Source organism: Parasegetibacter sp. NRK P23 (genome assembly GCF_023721715.1).
GTDB lineage: Bacteria > Bacteroidota > Bacteroidia > Chitinophagales > Chitinophagaceae > Parasegetibacter.
Genome location: NZ_JAMDLG010000001.1, coordinates 1,742,563 through 1,763,229, shown reverse-complemented (window position 1 = coordinate 1,763,229; position 20,667 = coordinate 1,742,563). Strand labels below are relative to the sequence as shown.

Annotated in this window: 23 protein-coding genes; 10 read left to right on the top strand and 13 right to left on the bottom strand. The window is 48.0% G+C overall.

What is annotated here, in order from left to right; genetic code table 11:
• The first annotated feature begins 5 nt into the window (after positions 1-5).
• Together M4J38_RS07200 and M4J38_RS07195 are read left to right on the top strand one after the other, a co-directional pair.
• On the top strand, positions 6-851 hold the full coding sequence (locus M4J38_RS07200; RefSeq protein ID WP_251758868.1) for a glucose 1-dehydrogenase: 846 nt from the start codon (positions 6-8) through the stop codon (positions 849-851).
• Positions 852-894: 43 nt separating this feature from the next.
• Positions 895-1,119 (top strand): hypothetical protein, encoded by a 225-nt coding sequence (locus tag M4J38_RS07195; RefSeq protein WP_251758867.1) that lies wholly within the window; start codon positions 895-897, stop codon positions 1,117-1,119.
• Between the two features lie 67 nt (positions 1,120-1,186).
• Here the strand turns inward: M4J38_RS07195 and M4J38_RS07190 are convergent, their stop codons facing one another.
• The 3 genes from M4J38_RS07190 to M4J38_RS07180 all read right to left on the bottom strand — a co-directional run bounded on the left by M4J38_RS07190 (position 1,187) and on the right by M4J38_RS07180 (position 4,462).
• Entirely contained in the window at positions 1,187-2,734 is a 1,548-nt protein-coding gene (locus M4J38_RS07190) for a murein L,D-transpeptidase (RefSeq protein WP_251758866.1), read from the bottom strand.
• A gap of 87 nt (positions 2,735-2,821) precedes the next feature.
• Complete coding sequence (locus M4J38_RS07185; protein ID WP_251758865.1) at positions 2,822-2,965, bottom strand: hypothetical protein; 144 nt, start codon at positions 2,963-2,965, stop codon at positions 2,822-2,824.
• 102 nt (positions 2,966-3,067) lie between these two features.
• Positions 3,068-4,462: an aminopeptidase P family protein gene (locus M4J38_RS07180; protein WP_251758864.1), complete on the bottom strand. Its 1,395-nt coding sequence runs from the start codon at positions 4,460-4,462 to the stop codon at positions 3,068-3,070.
• 160 nt (positions 4,463-4,622) lie between these two features.
• On the opposite strand from M4J38_RS07180, the gene M4J38_RS07175 reads away from it, so the two are divergent.
• The 3 genes from M4J38_RS07175 (at position 4,623) to M4J38_RS07165 (ending at position 7,053) form a co-directional block, all read left to right on the top strand.
• A complete protein-coding gene (locus M4J38_RS07175; protein WP_251758863.1) occupies positions 4,623-5,603 on the top strand; it encodes a glycoside hydrolase family 43 protein in 981 nt (326 codons plus the stop codon).
• 296 nt (positions 5,604-5,899) lie between these two features.
• Positions 5,900-6,202, top strand: coding sequence for a DUF4339 domain-containing protein (locus M4J38_RS07170; protein ID WP_251758862.1), 303 nt, complete (start codon positions 5,900-5,902; stop codon positions 6,200-6,202).
• A 41-nt stretch (positions 6,203-6,243) separates the two neighbouring features.
• Positions 6,244-7,053: an MBL fold metallo-hydrolase gene (locus tag M4J38_RS07165; protein WP_251758861.1), complete on the top strand. Its 810-nt coding sequence runs from the start codon at positions 6,244-6,246 to the stop codon at positions 7,051-7,053.
• 23 nt (positions 7,054-7,076) lie between these two features.
• On the opposite strand, the gene M4J38_RS07160 is transcribed toward M4J38_RS07165, so the two are convergent.
• Both M4J38_RS07160 and M4J38_RS07155 read right to left on the bottom strand, forming a co-directional pair.
• Positions 7,077-8,288: a DUF6596 domain-containing protein gene (locus M4J38_RS07160; RefSeq protein WP_251758860.1), complete on the bottom strand. Its 1,212-nt coding sequence runs from the start codon at positions 8,286-8,288 to the stop codon at positions 7,077-7,079.
• Positions 8,278-8,634, bottom strand: coding sequence for a YciI family protein (locus tag M4J38_RS07155; RefSeq protein WP_251758859.1), 357 nt, complete (start codon positions 8,632-8,634; stop codon positions 8,278-8,280). Before M4J38_RS07155 ends, M4J38_RS07160 begins: the two co-directional genes overlap by 11 nt.
• A 519-nt stretch (positions 8,635-9,153) precedes the next feature.
• Here M4J38_RS07155 and proB point away from each other — a divergent pair.
• The 3 genes from proB (at position 9,154) to M4J38_RS07140 (ending at position 12,003) form a co-directional block, all read left to right on the top strand.
• Positions 9,154-10,239, top strand: a complete 1,086-nt coding sequence (gene proB / locus M4J38_RS07150; protein WP_251758858.1) for a glutamate 5-kinase — start codon at positions 9,154-9,156, stop codon at positions 10,237-10,239.
• Between the two features lie 9 nt (positions 10,240-10,248).
• The gene (locus M4J38_RS07145; protein ID WP_251758857.1) at positions 10,249-11,496 is read left to right on the top strand and encodes a glutamate-5-semialdehyde dehydrogenase; all 1,248 of its coding nucleotides are present in this window, start codon (positions 10,249-10,251) and stop codon (positions 11,494-11,496) included.
• 84 nt (positions 11,497-11,580) lie between these two features.
• Positions 11,581-12,003, top strand: a complete 423-nt coding sequence (locus tag M4J38_RS07140) for a hypothetical protein (protein WP_251758856.1) — start codon at positions 11,581-11,583, stop codon at positions 12,001-12,003.
• 14 nt (positions 12,004-12,017) lie between these two features.
• On the opposite strand, the gene M4J38_RS07135 is transcribed toward M4J38_RS07140, so the two are convergent.
• Both M4J38_RS07135 and M4J38_RS07130 read right to left on the bottom strand, forming a co-directional pair.
• A complete protein-coding gene (locus tag M4J38_RS07135) occupies positions 12,018-13,076 on the bottom strand; it encodes a response regulator (protein WP_251758855.1) in 1,059 nt (352 codons plus the stop codon).
• Positions 13,073-14,662 carry a PAS domain-containing sensor histidine kinase gene (locus M4J38_RS07130; protein WP_251758854.1) on the bottom strand — a complete coding sequence of 530 codons (1,590 nt, stop codon included), beginning with the start codon at positions 14,660-14,662 and terminating at the stop codon, positions 13,073-13,075. Before M4J38_RS07130 ends, M4J38_RS07135 begins: the two co-directional genes overlap by 4 nt.
• A 77-nt stretch (positions 14,663-14,739) precedes the next feature.
• On the opposite strand from M4J38_RS07130, the gene M4J38_RS07125 reads away from it, so the two are divergent.
• Positions 14,740-14,946, top strand: a complete 207-nt coding sequence (locus M4J38_RS07125) for a hypothetical protein (RefSeq protein WP_251758853.1) — start codon at positions 14,740-14,742, stop codon at positions 14,944-14,946.
• Between the two features lies 1 nt (position 14,947).
• Here M4J38_RS07125 and M4J38_RS07120 read toward each other — a convergent pair whose 3' ends face one another.
• Complete coding sequence (locus M4J38_RS07120; protein ID WP_251758852.1) at positions 14,948-15,280, bottom strand: DMT family protein; 333 nt, start codon at positions 15,278-15,280, stop codon at positions 14,948-14,950.
• Positions 15,281-15,311: 31 nt separating this feature from the next.
• Complete coding sequence (locus tag M4J38_RS07115; protein WP_251758851.1) at positions 15,312-16,772, bottom strand: gluconokinase; 1,461 nt, start codon at positions 16,770-16,772, stop codon at positions 15,312-15,314.
• A gap of 64 nt (positions 16,773-16,836) precedes the next feature.
• Between M4J38_RS07115 and M4J38_RS07110 the strand changes: the two genes are divergently transcribed.
• The gene (locus M4J38_RS07110) at positions 16,837-17,253 is read left to right on the top strand and encodes a secondary thiamine-phosphate synthase enzyme YjbQ (RefSeq protein ID WP_374662835.1); all 417 of its coding nucleotides are present in this window, start codon (positions 16,837-16,839) and stop codon (positions 17,251-17,253) included.
• Between the two features lie 7 nt (positions 17,254-17,260).
• Here the strand turns inward: M4J38_RS07110 and M4J38_RS07105 are convergent, their stop codons facing one another.
• The 4 genes from M4J38_RS07105 to M4J38_RS07090 all read right to left on the bottom strand — a co-directional run bounded on the left by M4J38_RS07105 (position 17,261) and on the right by M4J38_RS07090 (position 20,660).
• Positions 17,261-18,418 carry a glycoside hydrolase family 43 protein gene (locus tag M4J38_RS07105; RefSeq protein WP_251758849.1) on the bottom strand — a complete coding sequence of 386 codons (1,158 nt, stop codon included), beginning with the start codon at positions 18,416-18,418 and terminating at the stop codon, positions 17,261-17,263.
• A gap of 126 nt (positions 18,419-18,544) precedes the next feature.
• Positions 18,545-18,940 (bottom strand): DUF1398 domain-containing protein, encoded by a 396-nt coding sequence (locus M4J38_RS07100; protein ID WP_251758848.1) that lies wholly within the window; start codon positions 18,938-18,940, stop codon positions 18,545-18,547.
• A gap of 78 nt (positions 18,941-19,018) precedes the next feature.
• Positions 19,019-19,783, bottom strand: coding sequence for a helix-turn-helix domain-containing protein (locus M4J38_RS07095; RefSeq protein WP_251758847.1), 765 nt, complete (start codon positions 19,781-19,783; stop codon positions 19,019-19,021).
• A 106-nt stretch (positions 19,784-19,889) separates the two neighbouring features.
• Positions 19,890-20,660, bottom strand: a complete 771-nt coding sequence (locus M4J38_RS07090) for a DUF1080 domain-containing protein (RefSeq protein ID WP_251758846.1) — start codon at positions 20,658-20,660, stop codon at positions 19,890-19,892.
• Between the last annotated feature and the right edge of the window lie 7 nt (positions 20,661-20,667).

The window sequence follows — 20,667 nt, the reverse complement described above, 5'->3', positions numbered from 1 at the left end:
TGTATATGCCAACAACAAAAGAATTTATCGAAAAGGATACGGATAAGGAGCAGGACATGAATATTCAGCCCGAATACGAGCGGGCATACGATCTTCAAACTCAGAAACTCCTGGATAAAGTGGCCATTATTACCGGGGGAGATAGTGGTATTGGCCGCGCGGTAGCGGTGCATTTTGCACGACATGGCGCGGATGTGGTCATATGTTACCATGAAAATGAGGAGGATGCGGAAACCACCCGTAAACTTGTGGAAGAAAAAGGGCGCAAAGCGCTGCTTTTTGCCGGAGACATCGGCGATGAAGCGGTTTGTAAAGATATCGTTGAAAAAACAATAGCCGTTTTCGGCAAAATAGATATCCTGGTCAACAACGCCGCAGAACAGCACCCCAAAGATGATATTCGTGAAATCTCAGCTGAGCAACTCACAAAGACTTTCACCACGAACATCTTCTCCATGTTCTACCTCACGAAAGCGTGTGTACCCCATTTCAAACCAGGCTGCAACATCATCAATACCACTTCCGTAACGGCGTATAAAGGGAATCCAAAACTTATAGATTACTCCTCCACTAAAGGGGCCATTGTATCTTTTACCCGGGCTCTGGCCGCTTCCCTCGCCGATAAAGGCATCCGTGTCAACGGCGTGGCGCCTGGTCCTATCTGGACACCGCTCATCCCTTCCACATTCGATGCGGAACATGTAAAGAAATTTGGACAGGATACCCCGATGGGAAGAGCAGGACAACCGGCCGAAGTAGCCCCCGCCTTTGTATTCCTGGCCTCTGAAGACGCCAGCTACATATCCGGGCAGGTGATACACCCCAACGGAGGCTATGTGCTCAACGGCTAAAGGCACGGTATTTTAATTTCATTAGCAAACAAACTCAGATATCATGAAAAAGTTAATCATCGCAGCCTTTTCAGCAACAGTATTCCTCGTCACCGCCTGCGGCAACGCCAGAGACAACGCGGATAACACCGACAGCACAACGGCAACGCCCGGCATGAATGATCCGGCCAACTCCACGTATGACACCAATACAATGGACAGCGCCAATCAAATGCGCATGGATAGCTTGCGCTCCGATACTATGCGTACAGACACTACCACACGTTAACAACTATTCACTTAATAAAAAAGCTCCGGAACATTCCGGAGTTTTTTTATTTTACAACTTATGCAGCTTATAAGAATAGATGCCTGGCGCTTTCCGCGTCGTGTCCGTAAATATCGTTGCGGAAGTTGAGCATTCCTTTTTCATCCACCCATGCGGTATAATAAGCTATCTGCACCTGCACAGGACGTTTCATTTTAATGTATTTCTCTTCGCCGCTGTTCATTGCGGTATTGATCTTTTGATCGTCCCACTCATTCATTCCTTCCAAACAGAAACGCGCCATTTTCGCAGGATCGGCCAAACGGATGCAGCCGTGGCTGTAAGCCCTGTCTTCTTTGTTGAAAAGATGTTTTTCCGGGCTATCGTGGAAATAAATATTGAACGCGTTGGGGAACAGGAACTTCACTTTGCCCAGCGCATTACCTTCACCAGGCAACTGCCGGATCACCGGAAGTCCATTTTCCTCACCCGTAATTTCCATATTCTTTTCCTTCAAGTAGTCCTTGTTCTTTTCCATGGCAGGCAGCAGTTCGTTTTTAACGATACTCCGCGGCACGTTCCAGTAAGGACTGAATACCACATTATTTAACGTACTCGCAAAAAGAAGGGTGCCATTCGCTTCTTTACCTACCACCACATTCATCGTGAAGGCGGTATCTTTTTCATTCCAGGCGTGCAACCTGAATTCAGGGATATTAACCAACACTGATCTTCCCTTGGCATGCTCAGGCATCCAACGCGTTCTTTCAAGGTTAATCAATAATGTTTCCAGTCTTTTTTCAGCAGGAATATTCATTTCCTTTAACTGTTCATCATTGATTTTCCCGGTAGGATTAAACCCGTGATTGGTTTGAAAATGCATGATCGCCTGTTGCAATGCTGTATTCATTTCAGCTGAAGAGTCCTTACCCGTATATTCTCCTGAAACGGCAAGGCGCTTCTTGATACCTGGTATATCGTTCACGGCGGCTACATTTTTCCATCCGCCTTTCGCAACGATATCCGAATATCTCCTGATCTGTTCGGCAAGTTTTGAAAAAGCCGCTGTAGGCATTTCTTTTTCATCACTTACAGATACGGCGATTTCCTGAACAGGCATTCTTTTGCGTGGCACAAAGGTTTCCAGTACTTTGTTTCTTTCCTCTTCAGTTTTAAAAACATGATCCGTGTACTGAACGAAGCGCCAGGTAAGCATGAGTTCAGTCTTGAGGTGGGTAGCTGGTCTTAATGCAGTCTCCGTGGTGAGGGCATCCAGTTGTTTGTCCAGTTTTTTCCTGGCAGTGCTGCTGTCGTTTCCGAAGTCGTACATACTCTTAAACAACAACGCCTGTTCGGTAAGGCCATCATTTCCAATCCATGCGAACTGGAAATTACGGTTGTTGTAAAAACTCCTCATTCCGTCGGCCAGTGAGTCGTTCAACGCCTGTTCGGCGATGAAGCTTTCAAGTTTTGCACTGTCCAGAAAGTGCGGATTACTTGCATTGTTTCGGGTAATGCTGGTGTCTCTTACAGCGACCTTTCTTCCGGATGCGGATGTCTTATCATCACTGTTGTTACAACCTGAACTACTGATGATCAGAAGGATCAGGGCTATGCCTGCGGTAATTTTCTTCATATCCCACACTTTTCAAATCCCGTGCCGCAGGTATTTCAGTTAACGGCATACTTAGTCGTGGTCGTGGCTCCAAGCGTGCCCCCCAAATTATTCATACCCACTAATGAACACATACCCCATGGACAGGAGGAACGTCACAATAAGCACACCTACCGTAACCACTTTTCCCAAACTAAAATGATCGCGCCCGGCAATCATTTTTTTCTTGCTATTTTCCGGTATTGTTTTCATTGTTTCAGGTTTTGTTCATAGCATTTGTTAAAAAAATATGCCAAAACCTAACCTGCTTGAAACCAAATATTTAAAAGAATGCAGCTTGCATCCCCGCAACATTTATTCCCGGATCGCCTCAACTTCAGCTATCGTTTTCGGGCAATATTTCCCCAATCTTTTGGATCCATTGGAAGTGATCAGGTAATTGTCTTCTATCCTTATACCTGTAAAATCCCTGTATTCATTCACAACATTGTAGTTGATAAACACTTCCAGTTTGTTTTCCGCTTTCCATCGGTCGATGAGTTCAGGAATGCAATAAACACCGGGTTCAACCGTAAGCACAAATCCTTCTTCCAGTGGTTTTCCCAACCTTAACGATTTCCAGCCGAAAGCGGTGCTCTTCTTCAAACTATCATTGTAACCAACGTATTGCTCGCCGAGGTCTTCCATATCATGCACATCCAGGCCCATCATATGCCCCAGCCCGCATTGAAAGAACAAGGTGTGCGCCCCTGCGGCCACGGCTTCCGCCGGATCACCCTTCATCAGTCCGATGGCAACCAGCCCCTCTACCAGTTTTTCACACGCTTTGTTGTGCACATCAAGAAACGGAATGCCCGGTTTAAGAAGCGCCGCGGCATGTTCCAGCGCATCTAAAACAGCCTGGTATACCTCCCGTTGCCTGGAAGAGAATAATTTACCCGCCGGAAACGTCCTGGTAAGATCACCGGCATAGTGCATGGCGTTTTCGGCGCCAGCATCCACCAGCACCATATTGCCGGGCTTCAGCGTATTGCCGTAATAATGGTTATGCAGTGTTTGTCCTTCAACCGTAAGGATGATCGGATAAGCCAACCTGCTTCCATGGGCAAAAGCCGTCTCCTGCACTTTCGCGGCCACTTCATATTCCTTCATTCCTGTTCCGGCGTAACGCATCGCGGTAAGGTGCATTTCGGCGCTGATGGTAACGGCTTCTTCTATCTCTTTTATTTCTTCCGCAGATTTGATGCTTCGTTGTTGTACCACCGCCCTGATCAATTCCTCCGAAACAATACCATCCACTTCCTTAGCGGTTAAATTCAGCCACTCCGCCAGCCTTAACCGGTTGGCGAACCTGTATGGCGGCAGTATATGCACCTTCTGCCCTTTCTTCAGCGCCTGCTGAATATATGCACCCGCCTCTTTCGCGGGAGCAGTACGCTTCACGCCCACCGCTTCCGCCATTTCTCCCACACTGGGAAGCGGTCCTGTCCAGATGATATCATCTATCCCGGCATCATTTCCGAAAATCACTTCTTCCCCCGTTTCCGTATCAATGATGGCGTTAAGCCCTGCCACGTCAAGTCCGAAATAATACAAAAAGCTACTGTCTTGCCTGAACGGATACCAGTTATCCCTGTAATTCATCCCCGTTTCTTCATTCCCGCACAATACGATCAGTCCTTTAACCGCTTTCGCCAACGCGCTCCTCCTGTTCTGGTAAATCTCTTTCGCAAACAATTTGAAATGCATACATTTTCGATTGAGCCGTAAAGTTAGGAAGCCCGATCCGGCACAACAACCCGTATTTTAACTGATGGTGGGAAGAAAAACACCTATTGAAGCCCGCCATTAACACTCTGATTGAAATGTTTACGAATACCTTGCGCTAACTTGCCGCAAACTCCTACAGATGAAAGGCATACTCTTCTGCTCCTTAATACTGCTTGCCACACAGGGCTCCATTCAGGCACAGTCCACGGATACCATCCGTGCCGGCAATCCCGTTTTCAAAGGCTGGTACGCTGATCCCGAAGGCATGATTTTCGGCCGCAAATACTGGATTTATCCCACTTATTCCGATGCTTACGAAAAGCAGGTTCACTTTGATGCTTTTTCCTCCGACGATCTCACCAATTGGACAAAACACCCCGCCATCCTGGATACGGCTGCCGTAAAATGGGCGAAAAAAGCCATGTGGGCACCCGCAATGGTGAAAAAGGGCAAAAAGTACTACTTCTTCTTTAGCGCCAACGACGTGCACCCGGGAGAAGTAGGTGGCATTGGAATAGCTGTGGGCAAAAGTCCGAAGGGGCCATTCAAAGACTATCTCGGGAAACCACTCATCAACGAAGTAGTGAACGGCGCCCAACCTATTGACCAATTCGTATTCCAGGACAAGGACGGTGCATACTATATTATTTACGGTGGCTGGGGCCACTGTAACATTGCCAGGTTAACACCCGATTTCAAAGGATTCATCCCCTGGCCCGACGGCAGCACGTTCCGGGAAATCACACCCAAAGGCTATGTGGAAGGACCGGTGATGTTTATACGTAATCAGAAGTATTATTTTATGTGGTCGGAAGGTGGCTGGACCGGGCCAGACTATAGAGTAGCTTACGCAATAGCGGATTCCCCTTTCGGGCCTTTCCAACGCATCGGCACCGTATTGCAACAGGATCCCGCCGTTGCCAGAGGCGCAGGGCACCATTCGGTGATCAATGTGCCGGGAACAAACAAATGGTATATCGTTTACCACCGGAGGCCGCTGGAAGAAACACATGCCAACCACCGGGTTACCTGCATAGAAGAAATGAAGTTCAATGAAGACGGCACAATTGAGCCGGTGAAGATCAGTTTTGAAGGCGTTCTGCCCATGAAAATCAAATAAAAAAAGATCGGGGCCGCGGTAAAACTGGTTACGTGTGTTACCGCGGTGGTCCCGATTTGGTGGACGGTCAGGGAGAAAAATTTCAGGGGGCGAAAACAGGGGTATTTCGTTGTACGAAGATGCCGCTAATTATTTGCAAGCACTACTTTTAACGGGTTGTTAACTACCGCTTAACCCTACCCTAAGTTTTTACACTTATCCCCTTACGACCAATCCGTATTTACATTTGTTTGGGCACCAACACAATAATAATGCTCCATAAGAGTTTATATCTACCGGAATGATGAATCACTCTTATGAAGACCTATTTTCTACATGATGGAAATATTGAATCAGGCCCCTACGCCCGGGAGGAATTGAAAGGTAAACTGGAACGGCATACGCTGATCTGGAAACCAGGCCTCAAAAACTGGACTCCCGCCAACCAACTGGATGAACTCAAAGAAATGGTTGCCGCCGATACATTTGGTTGTGCTGAAACCGTCAATAAAGCTCCTGAATCGTCGTTGCACCCACCTCTAAACGGCACTTTCCGTGTGGCCGTATTTGTACTGTTCCTGCTCATCACACTCTGTTACGTTGTGAAGGCTAGTGTATAAAATCCGTTCCGGAATAGCCGGAATTGAATTTTCTTTGCAGTATGAGTCTTTCCATTACTTCCCTCAACTCCGGCAGCAACGGAAATTGTTATTATATCGGCAATGAACAAGATGCTATTCTTGTAGATGCCGGTATTTCCTGCAGGGAAACGGAAAGAAGGATGAACAGGCTGGGGTTGAATATGAACCGGATTAGGGCCGTTTTTATTTCACACGAACATTCCGACCATATCCGGGGGCTCGAAATGCTCGTGAAAAAATATGGTTTCCCGGTTTACATCACGAAGGGCACGCTTTCCGGAAGTGCGCTTAAACTGGAAGCCAGTTCCATAAGGCATTTCAGCGCCAACCAACCTGTTACGATCGGCCAGCTCCGGGTGATCCCGTTCCCGAAACTGCACGATGCGGCAGAACCACACAGTTTCTGCATTCAATGCAATGGAATAGTGGTGGGCGTATTCACCGATATCGGGTTTCCCTGTGCCAATGTAATCCACCATTTCCGACAATGCCACGCCGTGTTCCTCGAAACCAATTATGATGAGGAGATGCTGGAAAATGGCCGTTATCCTTACCACCTGAAGCGCAGGATAAAGGGCGGCAACGGACATTTGTCCAACAAACAGGCGCTGGAACTTTTTACAAAGGAAAGACCGACTTTTATGAGCCATGTTTTTCTCTCCCACCTCAGCAGGGACAACAACGACCCGGAACAGGCATTGCAACTGTTCAAACAACATGCGGGCGCTACCGAAATCGTACTGGCGTCAAGATTTGAGGAAACGCCGCTGTTTCATATCGGCAATGTATCCATCCCCTCCAAACCCATTCAGTTACCACTGTTTCTCTAAAGCGGAAAACCCTTTAAAATGCATTATAAATGGATAAGCGCATGCTCAAGCAGGTGTGCTTTCCTTATATGCTGGTTCATTTTACCAAGTACTGTCCTGAACAAATTATCGGCTGTTGAAGGGTTGGTTTCTTGAAGGATGTTCGCTTTCACCAATGAAAAATAGATGTGCTCATCGGGTAGTTTTTTTTCAATGGTGGAAAGGATTGTCAGCGCCTTTTCAATTTCACCTATCTTACTCAGGCAAAAGCAATAGTTAAGTGTTACAATAGGTGAGCCGGAAATGGTCAACATCATTTCATAGAGCCTTACAATTCCGGCCCAGTCATGTGGGGTGAAATAAGGCACAGACATATACCTGCTTATAATAATTGCTTCCAGGTAAAACCGGTCCAGTTTTTCTGGTTTTTTGAGGTAGTGAAATCCCAGGTTCACCAGGTCGACGTTCCACTTTGCGCGGTCCTGGTGAAAGAAAGGGACAAGTTTACCCTGCTCCACTTTAGCGGGAATTCTCGCGGTATGAAAACAGCACAGCGCCAGCAAATTACTGGTGGATACATATTGGTATTGAGTGAACAGCAGTTTCGTTAAAGCAATCGCCTCCAGGCATACATCTTCGTTCACAATACTTTCCGTTTTTTCACTGAAAGAATCAAAGCCGATATTAAAAACGGCATACAATATTTCTTCCGTGATTGCAATAGCTTTCTGGTTGACTATTTTGGTGTTCAGATCTACGGAATTACCATTGAATGCAAGCTGAATGCTCTTTTTTGTGCGGTTGGTACTTTTGTAAATCGCTTCCTGACCCAATAAAGTACTGTCGCTGATTTCAATAATGCTTAACCCGAATATATTTTTCAGCACAAAAATGATCCTGGCCTGGTTAGAAAGCGTATTCAGTCCGGCTACAAAGAGGATGGTCTGAAGCCTCAGGTCCGTCTCAGGGACGATGGAGAAGGTATCTTCAGGCTGTTTTCCGGAAAGCGTGCACTTTGCTTTCTGTTTTTTAACCTGGTTCAATACATCGTTCCGGGCCACTATGTAAAGCCAGTTTTCGGGATTGTCCGGTGCATTTACCTGATGAATTTTCAGAAATTTCAGCAACGCATTTTGAATCGCATCTTCAATTTCGGAAACATACATGGTACCAAACAACTGCAACAATCCTGAAAACAGCTTTCCATACAGCGCCCTGTAATTCAGTTCTTGCCGATCAGACTTTTCATAACCCATAGTCCTCCATTTCCATGATCGGGCGGATTTCGGTGGTTCCGCCAAAGAGGTGGGTCGGGCAAGACTTGGCCAGTTCTACCGCCGTTTGCAGATCATCTGCCTGTAGTAAATAGTATCCGCCGATAATTTCTTTCGATTCCAGGTAGGGGCCATCTTTAATGACGCAATCTTTCCCTGCAATCAAAACACCTTTTTCACTCAACCCATCGCCTGAAATAAAATGTCCCGCTTCAGCCAGTTTGTTCGCCCAGGTAAAATGCGCATTGGCAATTTCCTGCATTTCCTTTGGAGACAATGCGTTTAGTTTCGTGAGATCTTCGTGCAGTAACAATAAGAATTTTTTCATTGAAAATATTTTATATAAGGTAAAGACATTCAGGCACCTCGATTTTGGACATATCCTGGAATTTTTTTTGTAAAATTTATCCTTTTTTGGGCTTTCCTATCCTGCAAAAACAAACCGCCGAAAACCTTTTCAGATCATCGGCGGTAGCGTTCAATCCGGCACATGAGCCCGGAAGTTCAGGGTTTGTCCACTTAACAGTCGGTTTAAAGTTCAGGGAAGAACGAAGGAACTACCCTATCGTTCAGATCATCAATTTAGAAATTGCCCCCTTATTGTGGCATTTTTTCGCCACAATTTTTTACACGAACGGAATTATTTGATATATGTCAATAGTTTTTTGCAATATTTAACATTTAATTGCATTTATCTGCCGGTTTTGAAGTTTGAACATTGGCGTTTCGCCATTAAACTAAACATTCGAGCAGGAAATGCCTGCCAAGCACCTTGCGTTTATAATCCATTCATTTTATAGGGTTTTATCCTAATTTTGGCCCGCCCGCCAGGAAATTTGAAACCAACATGATGAAACCCGGTTACAGGAAGATTGTAGTTAAGATAGGCTCTAACGTGCTTGCAGGTAAGGATGGATTTATGGACCTGCCGCGCATTGAGCACCTTAGCGCCCAGCTTGCGCAATTAAAGGCACGTGGGCTTGAAGTGATCCTGGTTTCCTCCGGCGCTGTGGCATCCGGGAGAAGTATGATTTCCGTTCCGGAGAAAAAAGATGCCATTTCCGCCCGTCAGTTGCTGGCTTCGGTTGGCCAGGTAAAACTGATCAATACCTATTCCCGTTTTTTTGAAACACATGATATCGTTTGCGCGCAGGTGCTGGTTACGAGGGAAGATTTCCGTGACCGGAAGCATTACCTGAACATGAAGAACTGTTTCGAGGTATTGCTGCAGCACAAGGTGATTCCCATTGTGAACGAGAACGATGTGGTGTCCGTTACGGAACTGATGTTTACCGATAACGATGAACTCGCGGGATTGGTGGCTACAATGCTGAACGCGGACGCGCTGATCATTCTTTCCAATGTGGATGGCGTCTACAACGGGGATCCTAAGATGCCGGGCACCGAAGTAATCCGGGAAATCAAAGTAACGGATACCAACTTCGCCAGCTTCGTTTCCCCGGGAAAATCTCAGTTTGGTCGCGGCGGAATGATCACCAAAACAGCGATGGCGCAAAAAGTGGCCCGCCTGGGCATACCGGTACACATCGCGAATGGCACCACAGAAAATGTACTGCAAAAGATCATGGACAACGCTATCGTACATACGCAGTTCATTCCTGCAAGAACCGCTTCCGGCGCCAAGAAATGGATCGCCACTTCCGGGAACGCGGCCACAGGCGCCGTCAGGATAAATGAAGGCGCACGCCAGGCCCTGGTTTCAGGAACACAGGCGGCCAGCTTACTGCCTGTGGGCATCATAGCCATAGAAGAAACTTTTCAGAAAGGCGACATCATCCGGCTGATCGATGAGCACGATCAACTGATCGGCTGGGGCATCGCCCAGTATGGCGCCGAGAAGGCCAGGGAACGTATGGGAGAACGCAACCAGAAGCCACTGGTGCATTACGATTATTTTTACGCCGCCGTTTAACGAATCATTATGGACCACAATGCCAATTTTATAAAAGCACGCCAGGCCGCAAGAAAACTAGTGGTGCTGGAGGAAGCAAAGATCAACGCTGTATTAACCGCCCTCGCCACCCTGCTTATCCAAAAAACGGAACTGATCGTCAGCGCCAATGAAAAGGACTTGTCCAGGATGGATAAAGCAGCACCGAATTATGACCGCCTTTTGTTGAATGAAGCCCGTATTGAGGCTATAGCGGCTGATCTTCAAAACGTAGCCGCGCTCCCCTCCCCGCTCAACAAAGTACGCGCAGAAAGAACGCAGCCCAATGGTTTGCAGTTGAAAAAACTAAGCGTTCCCCTCGGTGTGGTGGGCGTAATTTATGAAGCACGCCCAAATGTAACGATAGACGTGTTTTCCCTCTGTTTCAAAACAGGAAACGTTTGCATTCTGAAAGGCGGAAGTGATGCCTCTTTTTCCAATGAAGTACTCATGGCGCTGATCCATGAAACACTGGATGAACACGGCATCGACCGTTCCGCGGCGCTACTGCTGCCGCCCGACCGCAGCGCGGCCACCGCTTTGATGGAAGCCGCCGGGTATGTGGACGTACTGATTCCACGCGGCAGCCAGGGCCTCATCAACCATGTGCGTTCACACAGTAAAGTACCGGTGATCGAAACAGGCGCCGGTATTGTACATACCTACTTCGATGCAACGGGTGATATCGAAAAAGGAAAAGCCATTATTGCCAACGCCAAAACCAGAAGGGTAAGTGTTTGTAACGCCCTTGACTGTCTGTTGGTGCATGAAAACAGGCTGGCAGAACTTCCTTCCCTACTGGCACCTCTTGCTGAAAAGAACGTACGCCTTTTCGCGGACGAAGCGGCTTTTGAAGCATTGAAAGATCATTATCCGGCACAACTACTGTCTCCGGCGGAACCGACTCATTTCGGAACGGAATTTCTCTCTTTACAGATGGCGGTGAAAATCGTTACCGGCCTGGACGAAGCGCTGGACCATATTGCAGCCCTCAGCTCCAAACACAGTGAGGCCATCATTTCAGAAGACAGGATCAACCAAGAGCGGTTCCAACAGGAAGTGGACGCCGCCGCCGTATATGTGAACGCATCCACCGCATTCACCGATGGCGCACAATTCGGTCTGGGCGCGGAAATAGGCATCAGCACCCAAAAACTGCACGCCCGCGGGCCCATGGGACTGGAAGAACTCACCAGCTATAAGTGGCTGGTCAAAGGAGATGGCCAGACCCGTCCCTGATGGGTGATAGAGATCATCACCCGGCGTGACCACCATCATTGAATCCCCCTGCATTTCTTGTTTTCTTTGTTTAAAATGAAGAAAATGCAGGAGCTTTCCATTTCAGGCAGCAATACCGTTCAGGAAGTACAACACGCTTTCCAGGAAGTATATCCTTACCTGAAAATCGAGTTCTATTTCCCATTCCAGGCGAAGGCTACCTCATACAGAAAAGAAGAACAATTAAGCGGGAACACGGTACTGGAGCGGTATATGCGTTACAGGACGGCAGCCGTAATTGATATCAGCGCCTACCGCACCGTTGCTGAACTGGAAGACGACTTCGCCCAGCTGGTGGGATTGCGGGTGCAGGTTTTCAGAAAAAGCGGTAATCTTTGGATCATCACATCCCTCACCGACGACTGGAGCCTTGGCAAACAGAACAACGAAGGAGAATCGTTCAGTAAACCTGGTATACCCAAACCTTTAGAAGAACGGGTGGAAGACGCCCGGTTCGACAACGAATAAACCAAGCTTTAAACTTAGTTTGCCATCGACTTGAGCTTAGACACGTTCAGCAATTTTATTTTCCCCTCCGCTATATCAATTAATTTCTCCGCCCGGAAATCACTTAGCGTACGCACCAGTGATTCTGTGGCGGAGCCAATGTATTGGGATAGGTTCTCCCTGGAAATATCCAGGAATCCCGCTTCTTCATTGCCGGGAGAGAATTTATGGGCCAGGTCGAGCAGACCGCTGGCCACTTTACGACGCAGGGAACTGTAAGCCATATCCAGCAGTTTGCGTTCGTTCTCGTGAATATGGCTGGTGAGCAGACGGATGAACCGTCTGGCGATCTCCCGGTCGTTTTCTACGAGCGCGATAAAATCCGTGCGCGGGATCAACATCAGTTCAGCATCTTCCAGCACCTGGGCGTTCTCCGTGTACACCCCATCTTCCAGTATGGCGTGGTAACCGAAAAATTCACCATCTGAAAACACGCCGGTGATCAGTTCCTTCCCGCCATCGTGCACCTTGTACAACTTCACTTTCCCGGATACCACAAAGTACAGAAACCCCGGACGACGACCCTCCGAAAAAACGAGGTGTTTCTTCTTCAACGATACGATCTCTCTTTCGGAAGAGGTGAGCGCCACTTTCCCGGATTTCCCGGCTTCTTCCATAAAACTGTTCACCCCTTCGAGGTTGTTGGCGAAAGTCTTCCTGAAAGCGTCTGTTTTCCGGAGCCGGGTTTCAACGGCTTTCAGGAGTTCGCTGCCCTCAAAGGGTTTGGTGAGGTAATCGTCGGCGCCCAGTTCCATACCTTTTCTGACATCAGTTTTTTCAGATTTCGCGCTGAGGAAGATAAACGGTATACCGGCGGTGTTCTCGTGCTTCGCGAGCAGGTGCAACACGCCATACCCGTCAAGCACGGGCATCATAATATCACAGATGATGAGATCGGGCGGATCCTGCAACGCTTTCTCCACACCCAGCTTACCGTTTTCGGCAGTGGCCACTTCGTAGCGTGCGAGCTCAAGTATCTCCGCGGTATTCTCGCGTACATCATCGTGGTCCTCTATGATCAGGATTTTTTTCATCCGTTCAGGTTTGAATGTTCATGGGATGGAGGCGGCAGGATAAAACGGAATTCGCTCCCTTCCCCGAGTTTACTGGTAAATCCGATGTTACCGTTCAGCAGGTCGGCGTACCGCTGAACTATATGCAATCCGAGCCCGGTTCCCTGAATGTTACCGGCGTTCCTGGCGCGGAAGAAACGTTCAAAAAGATGCACCTGATCCTCTTCGGAAATACCCATTCCTTTATCGGCTACGCTCAGACTAAAATACCCTGCATCATTTTTCAACCGGATATTGATTTCCTGGTTTTCACCGGAAAATTTGATGGCGTTTGATACCAGGTTGATGAAGATGTTTTTCAACAGGGCGGTGTCTACCCAAACATCGCCAGCCCCCTCCGATTCAACGTGCAGGGTCTGCCCTTTTTTGGTGAGCGGCTGCATATCTTCTATCCAGTGCATGGTTTCAGCGACCAGATCGGATAATGACCTCAATTCAGGATTGGGTTTCACGACACCTTCTTCCAGCTTACCCAACGAAAGAAAATCTTCCAGAATTCCTTTCATACCGCTAACGGATTCGCGTATCCGCTGAATATGTTTCCATCTTTTTTCTTCCTGTTCCGGCTGCAGGTTGTATTGTTCCAGCAGGTAGGCGGAGGAAAGAATGGCGCTGAGTGGTGTACGGAACTCGTGGGAAGCCATGGTGACGAAACGCGATTTCAGGTCGCTCAGTTCTTTTTCTTTTTCCAGCGCCTCGCTCAGTTCCATTTTTGATTCTTCCAGCGCGGCCAGTGTTTCCTGCAGCATTCTGGTGCGCCCCTCCACCCTGCTTTCCAGGGCGTGGTTCATTTCAGAAATCTGGCGGGTGGTTTCTTCCAGGGCCTGTTTCTGCGCCAGCACAATAGCTTCGTTTTTCTTCCGCACGGTGATGTCGATCACATAAGCGATCACGTAAGTTTCTTTTCCGGAGGTATAGTGGCTCAGACTCACTTCTACAGGAAACTCCTCCCCATTCTTTTTTCGGGCATGCAGATCACGTCCGGCCCCCATCGTCCTGGGAGCCGGATGCTCATGGAATTTTTCGCGGTAGCCCACATGTTTTTCACGGAACCTTCCAGGCAACAGCAGTTCCACATTCTTCCCCCTCAATTCATCCTTCGTATAACCAAAATAACCTTGCGCGCACTGGTTGAAATCCAGTATCTGCCCTTTCTGGTTAGTGATCACCATCCCTATGGTTGAATACTGGAAGAGCGATTCCAGTTCCCTTAAACTCTTTTCAGTAGTGATCTTTTCTTTCTGATTGGCCAGCACGATGAGTATGGAGAGCAATACGCCAAGCACCAGGAAAAGTTCCATACCCGAGATGTTCAGCCTTTCAAAATCATGTTGCTTCAGGTTGAAGAAAAACAAAGCCGCGATGGCGATGCTGCCAATGGCAACGGTATGCTTCATGCGCGATGGAAATGCGGACAATAAAACCGCGATCATAGCCCCCATGGCCAGCAGGCCCTTCTGTGGAAAAAAAGCCTGCAACGCAATACCTAAAGCCAGTACAATGTAGGCGCCGGTAAGCTGAAATTTCTTATGGATGAGAATCTGCATAGATATGGTGCGTGAAATTACAAAATATCCACCTGGTGATGGAATGTTATTTGCACCATCCACAGAAAACAAAAGCTATGGAATTAAATGCCACTGTAAGAAAACTGGACAACGGCTATGTGCTGGAAGCATTCGGAGCATCAACCGCTATAGAAACTTCTGTAGCCGTAGTGTCTACGCTCGGGGAAAAACTGAACGACGTATTAAAGGAAATGGAAGCGGGTGATGCCGGCACCATTCAGATCGTGTTCGTTCCCATAACGGATACCGCCCGCATACTGTGAATTACTTCTTGAACATAAAATAGACCGCGCCCAGCAGCAAAAGGAAACTCACGAGGTAGCGCCAGTGGAAAGGCTCTTTCAGGTAGCCGATGGCGAATACGGTGAATATCACCAGTGTAATTACTTCCTGGGTCATTTTAAGCTGAAACCCGTTCATGCCATGTTCGGAACCAATCCTGTTGGCGGGCACCATCAGGCAATATTCAAAAAAGGCGATGCCCCAACTGATGAGGATAACTTTCCACAACGACAATTCCTTGAATTTAAGGTGGCCATACCAGGCAAAGGTCATGAACACGTTGGAGGCGGTCAGTAAAAGAATGGTCCTTAACATAGCGTGTAGCGCGTTTGAATACAGGGCAAAGCTATGGAATTAAGGCGTCATCCATTTCAGGACGCAGCAACTTGTACAGCCGCTCAAACCGGGCGAATATTTTCTGGTAAACATCAAACCTGGACGCATCGGGCAAATATGTTTTGCCTGGTGCTTCCTGCTGTTCCCATTCCAGTTTCAGTGCCGTGGCGCCAAGTATTACGGCTCCTTTTGCTGAGGCTTCCGGCCCATCGGCGGTAATTACAGGTATACCGAAAACATCGGCCAACAACTGCACCCATGGGGCCGATTGTGTAAATCCGCCGGAGGCGAGAATTTGTTTTACATTCCGGTGTTCCATGAATATCTTTCCTATGCTGTACATCGCGAATACCACACCTTCCATGGCAGCCCTTACAAGATGCGCCTGCGTATGCGTGATGCGCAATCCAAAAAACACGCCTTGCGCCCGAGAATTCCAATATGGCGCACGTTCACCCATCAGATAAGGCAGCAGCAGCAACCCGTTGCAGCCGGGTGGAAGTTGAGCAGCTTCTGACAGCAAGGCATCCATTGAAGTGTCCGTTCTTAAAATATCTTCTTTCAGCCATTGCAATACCACGGCCCCATTGTTGTTCGCGCCACCCGCAATATAACGTTCGCCTTCCAGGTGGTAGCAGAACGTACGCATCAACGGATCACTCCAGGGCGTATGCGTCACCATTCTCACAGCGCCACTGGTACCGATGGTCACCGCCATTTCGTTTGGCCCGGTAGCCCCGGAACCCAGGTTGGAAAGGGCGCCATCGCTGCCCCCGATGATGAAAGGAACTGTTTCGGGAAATGTAAATCCGGCAAGAATATTCTTATAGAAGAACGGCTTTGTAACGGGCGCCACGGCCGACAACCTGCTTTTGTTCATTCCTGCGTATTGCAATAACGCTTCGCTCCATTGCAGGGTGGAAGTTTCCAGTAAACCCGTTGCGGAAGCGATAGATGTATCCACTTCGAAGGTGCCGAACAATTTATAGAAGATGTATTCCTTGATGCCGATGAACTTGTAGGCTTTTTTAAAAAGAGCCGGTTCGTTTTCACGGAGCCAGATCAGCTTGCACAATGGCGACATGGCATGAACGGGCACACCTGATAATTGGTATAATCTTTCAGCATCGCCCTGTGCATGGATACGGCGGGCAATATCCTGCGCGCGGTTGTCGGCCCAGGTAATGCTGTTGGTGAGCGCGGTTCCGGATTCATCCACCGCGATCACGCTGTGCATGGCAGCACTAAAGGAGACAAATGCCGGCACCATTGTATTGTTGCGGTTAACCAGCGTATTAAGTGTATGCAGCACAGCGGTCAGGATATCGTCCGGTCGTTGCTCGCTGTATCCTTCATTGGGATGCAGCATATCATAATTCGCTGCGCAACTGTCGAGAACGATCCCCTTTTCATCAAACGCTACTGTTTTAGTAGCGGTAGTTCCGATATCCACGCCTATATAATATTTCATCTGCCAGGTCTGTTTGGCGCACAAGCTAAAGAAATAGGATGAATGCTACCTTTGGTGCATGAAAATATTCCAGCAGTCGGTGCAACTGGCGCCCAGGAAAAGGGGCTTCCACCTTATTACACGGGAAATACTGCAGACCATTCCGGAGCTGCAAACGGTAAAGGCGGGCATGTGCCAGGTATTCATCCAGCACACTTCAGCCTCCCTTACCATCAACGAAAATGCCGATCCCACCGTTCGTGTTGATTTTGAAACCTGGTTCAATAAAGCGGTACCGGAGGACGACCCCGATTACATCCATACCGATGAAGGACCGGATGATATGCCTGCGCACCTGAAAGCGGCGTTGCTCGGCAGTTCGGTGCATATTCCCGTAGCCAACGGGAAACTGGCGCTGGGCACCTGGCAGGGCATTTATTTATGTGAGCACCGCAACCATGGGGGCTACCGCAAACTCGTGGTAACGGTATGGGGTAGCTGATAAATTTCTATTTGCCTGTAGCTGTTTTGGGTGCTGTTTTTTCATTGAAGAAATCAAGGGTCCAGTTGTCCATCCATTTCAGCACGGGTTTTTCCTGTTCGAATTGCACGGGCAGCCAGATGTACCTGCCATCTATGGGGTTCCTTGGCGTCCAGCGGTCGGCCATAAAAATGAACGCGTCTTTTTTACCGGCCACGGGGAAGATATAGGTACTTTGGGAATGGAACGTAAGGTGCGCATCGTCACCAATGCAGGGGTTTCCAAGTGATTTCCACGGTCCCCAGATCGTGTTAGCCACGGCGGAACGGGCCGCGTTCGGATCCCAACCGGTACAGCCGGACGTGATCAGGAAATATTTACCATCCTTTTTCAGCAGTGCGGGCGCTTCGTTGTGGCCACCGGGGAAAATCCGGGTCCATTTGCCCGTAACGTTCGTATAATCGGGCGTGAGTTCCGAAATGTTGAGGGTATAATTTTCTTCTGCCGAACCAATGAGATACGCTTTCCCATCATCATCCTGGAAGATGGTCATATCTCGTGACATCTGACCACCTTTGTGGTCACGGCGCAGGAAGAACCCGTTTTCCGCCAGTTCATTTCCCGGGCGGTTCGCGATGGACGCATCACCACCCGCGACTTCCGTTGTATCGGATGCGGAGGCATTCAATGGCCATTTCCCGGCATTCGGGCGGAAAGAATGCAGGTATTTATAAGGGCCGGTTACTTTATCACTTACCGCAACCGCCGCCCTTGCCGCTTCATACCCTTTCCCTTTCAGCTCCAGGTGGAACCACATCACGTATTTACCGGTTTTCTTATTGTACACTACTTTGGGCCTTTCAATCACACATCCTTTGGCTACTTCACTGTTTGCATTCACCGTATCCACCTGGAAGGCGATGCCCTCATCTTTCCAATTGTAAAGGTCTTTGGAAGAATAACAATGTACGCCCACCTGCGCGGCGTTGCCGCCCCTGCCGGATATTTTATGTTCCCCGAACCAGTAGTAAGTTCCTTTCTGGTAAAGCATGCCGCCACCATGGGCGTTCACGTGTACACCATTGTTATCGGGCCATTGTTCGCCGGAACGAAGGGATGTATGCTGGGCAATTGCAGCGGAAGAAAAAATAATGGTTGAAAGTAAGGTTAACTTAAAAGATATCATCTCAGGTGATTTAAAATTGAACAGCTGGTTGATCTGTGCAATTTAGCCTGACATGGTTTAAAAAACGGGGGTATTTTCATATAAAAGCGGGGCAAAACGTTAAATCTGTCTGATAAAGTGATTCAACTAACTAAGTTCGGGAATCTGCTCCTCTACTATTTTCTCTCCGGACTTATCATAATAAATACAGGTCATTTTTTCCATGGACACCATCCATCTTTCTATACCGCAATCAGCGCACATCCTGATAAAACTGAGGTAGTCGGTTTTCCCCTGCTGGTGCGCAAGCAGTTCAGCCTTAAATTCAGCAACTTTGGGTAGCGTAGCAATGGGCAAAGGTGCATACTTCGCAGGTACAGTAACCCTGTGGCCATCCGAACCGTGGTAATCGATATGCCCATCTGAAACATACGCCTCGTAATGGGTCACCCCCATTTTTCTGATTTCATGGATATATGCGGGGAAGTCCGCTCCCGATTTTACTTTGCTGTGCGCCGCTTTAATTTGTTCCGTTGTAAACATGGTGCTTGATTTTGTTATTGAATTGAACAATACAAAGGTGCGGTGGCGACAGTACCTGGAATTGTAAAAAATCGTTTTTTACTGAATACGTCTGAATTGATCCGGCGTTGCTCCCGTAAACTGCTTAAAGTTTTTAATGAGATGGGCATGGTCGAAGAAATTGTTTTCGTAGCAGATGTCGGAAAGTGACCGGGTATTATTCAATTGATCGAGCACGGTATTAAAGCGCACGATAGAAGCGAATTTCTTTGGCGTGGTGCCCACGATTTTCCTGAACCGTTTTTCAAATGGACTTTGGCTGATGAACAGTTGCCGGTGCAGCTCATTGATCCGAATGGCTCCCTTACTGTTATAAATCAGTTTAACCGCCTCAACTACCAGTTTATCCACCTGAATATCTTTGAGTTGCTTCAGAAAGAAACGTTCCACGATGGCAATGCGTTGCTGATCAGAAATGGCCTGCGCAAGTTTTTCTTCTGCTTCAATTACACTGTGCTGATCAAAAATTTCTTCCAGCGCGATACTTAAACCAAAAAGCTCGTTGGCCGGATGTGCGGCAAAATGTGCAAGGCCCGTTTCGGTAAAATAAACGAGTACAGTGCCGGTTGCCGCTGAATTCCTGAAAACCTTGAACTGATCGGCCAAGCCGGTAATGCCTGAGCCCGACAATTCAGTGTTACCGGTATCATAAACGGCGGACAGCCTGCCTTTGTATTGAAACCCGATTACCAGGCCTGTAGAGGGAAAAACCTTGTATTCATTTTCTACTTCTTGTTCAGAGACTACATAATATTTGATGTAGTCCTTTAATCTTTCAGTTGGAAAATGTTTTTCGAATTTCATGCTGATGAAGTATTATAAAAATACAGCTTCGCCGGGAGCAAAAAAAATGCGGCCGGAACCCATGATAACAGGCTCCGGCCGCAGGAAACAGTTTGCAATACAGTATTTACAACGCTTTTATTTTCACGTTTTTGAACCATGCTTCGCTGCCATGGTCCTGTAGGGCGATATGGCCCTTTTTGTTCTTACCATAATTGGGGGTATCCTTCCATTTGCCGGTGGCTTTGTTCTTTTTCCATTCGTCGGTCCACATTTCGTATTCCACCACTTTCTTTCCGTTCAGCCAGTGTTCCACTTTCCCTTTGTTCACTACGATCTTAGTATTGTTCCACTGCCCGATGGGATTTGTTTTCGCTTCTGGCGCAGGATTCATCGCGTAGTTGGCGCCAGTTTTCTGCCAGTCTTCCAGTTTCTGCGGAAAACCGATATCGTCAATCATCTGGTATTCGGGGCCTGTTTGGTAAGCCGCCTGTTCTTCTTCCGTTACCAGGTACATCAATCCGCTGTTCCCTTCTGGCGCCAGTTTCCAGTCGATAGACAATTCAAAATTCTCATACTGATCGGTAGTAAGAATATCTGCGCGGAGATCGCTTTTATCCGTGCTGCTGCCTTTGCAGTACAGCGCACCGTCTTTTACCGACCAGGCGTTGGAAGGCTTGTTCTGGTAACTGCGCCATCCGGTCATGGAAGTACCATCGAAAAGTAGTTTCCAGCCTTCCTTTTTTTCTTTTGCTGAAAGCGTATTGTCTTTTTGCTGGTCAACTGAATCGGCGTTTACCTCTATGGCGGTGGAGTCGTTCGTGTTTGCTTCTATTGCTGCTGAACCACAGGCCAGCACAGCGGCCAATCCTGATGCCGTAAGCATATTTCTGATCATGAATATA

Bases quoted from the DNA above. Each gene is read 5' to 3' on its own strand.
- M4J38_RS07200 (WP_251758868.1), top strand. From the start codon at position 6: ATGCCAACAACAAAAGAATTTATCGAAAAGGATACGGATAAGGAGCAG.
- M4J38_RS07195 (WP_251758867.1), top strand. From the start codon at position 895: ATGAAAAAGTTAATCATCGCAGCCTTTTCAGCAACAGTATTCCTCGTC.
- M4J38_RS07190 (WP_251758866.1), bottom strand. From the start codon at position 2,734: ATGAAGAAAATTACCGCAGGCATAGCCCTGATCCTTCTGATCATCAGT.
- M4J38_RS07185 (WP_251758865.1), bottom strand. From the start codon at position 2,965: ATGAAAACAATACCGGAAAATAGCAAGAAAAAAATGATTGCCGGGCGC.
- M4J38_RS07180 (WP_251758864.1), bottom strand. From the start codon at position 4,462: ATGCATTTCAAATTGTTTGCGAAAGAGATTTACCAGAACAGGAGGAGC.
- M4J38_RS07175 (WP_251758863.1), top strand. From the start codon at position 4,623: ATGAAAGGCATACTCTTCTGCTCCTTAATACTGCTTGCCACACAGGGC.
- M4J38_RS07170 (WP_251758862.1), top strand. From the start codon at position 5,900: ATGAAGACCTATTTTCTACATGATGGAAATATTGAATCAGGCCCCTAC.
- M4J38_RS07165 (WP_251758861.1), top strand. From the start codon at position 6,244: ATGAGTCTTTCCATTACTTCCCTCAACTCCGGCAGCAACGGAAATTGT.
- M4J38_RS07160 (WP_251758860.1), bottom strand. From the start codon at position 8,288: ATGGGTTATGAAAAGTCTGATCGGCAAGAACTGAATTACAGGGCGCTG.
- M4J38_RS07155 (WP_251758859.1), bottom strand. From the start codon at position 8,634: ATGAAAAAATTCTTATTGTTACTGCACGAAGATCTCACGAAACTAAAC.
- proB (WP_251758858.1), top strand. From the start codon at position 9,154: ATGATGAAACCCGGTTACAGGAAGATTGTAGTTAAGATAGGCTCTAAC.
- M4J38_RS07145 (WP_251758857.1), top strand. From the start codon at position 10,249: ATGGACCACAATGCCAATTTTATAAAAGCACGCCAGGCCGCAAGAAAA.
- M4J38_RS07140 (WP_251758856.1), top strand. From the start codon at position 11,581: ATGCAGGAGCTTTCCATTTCAGGCAGCAATACCGTTCAGGAAGTACAA.
- M4J38_RS07135 (WP_251758855.1), bottom strand. From the start codon at position 13,076: ATGAAAAAAATCCTGATCATAGAGGACCACGATGATGTACGCGAGAAT.
- M4J38_RS07130 (WP_251758854.1), bottom strand. From the start codon at position 14,662: ATGCAGATTCTCATCCATAAGAAATTTCAGCTTACCGGCGCCTACATT.
- M4J38_RS07125 (WP_251758853.1), top strand. From the start codon at position 14,740: ATGGAATTAAATGCCACTGTAAGAAAACTGGACAACGGCTATGTGCTG.
- M4J38_RS07120 (WP_251758852.1), bottom strand. From the start codon at position 15,280: ATGTTAAGGACCATTCTTTTACTGACCGCCTCCAACGTGTTCATGACC.
- M4J38_RS07115 (WP_251758851.1), bottom strand. From the start codon at position 16,772: ATGAAATATTATATAGGCGTGGATATCGGAACTACCGCTACTAAAACA.
- M4J38_RS07105 (WP_251758849.1), bottom strand. From the start codon at position 18,418: ATGATATCTTTTAAGTTAACCTTACTTTCAACCATTATTTTTTCTTCC.
- M4J38_RS07100 (WP_251758848.1), bottom strand. From the start codon at position 18,940: ATGTTTACAACGGAACAAATTAAAGCGGCGCACAGCAAAGTAAAATCG.
- M4J38_RS07095 (WP_251758847.1), bottom strand. From the start codon at position 19,783: ATGAAATTCGAAAAACATTTTCCAACTGAAAGATTAAAGGACTACATC.
- M4J38_RS07090 (WP_251758846.1), bottom strand. From the start codon at position 20,660: ATGATCAGAAATATGCTTACGGCATCAGGATTGGCCGCTGTGCTGGCC.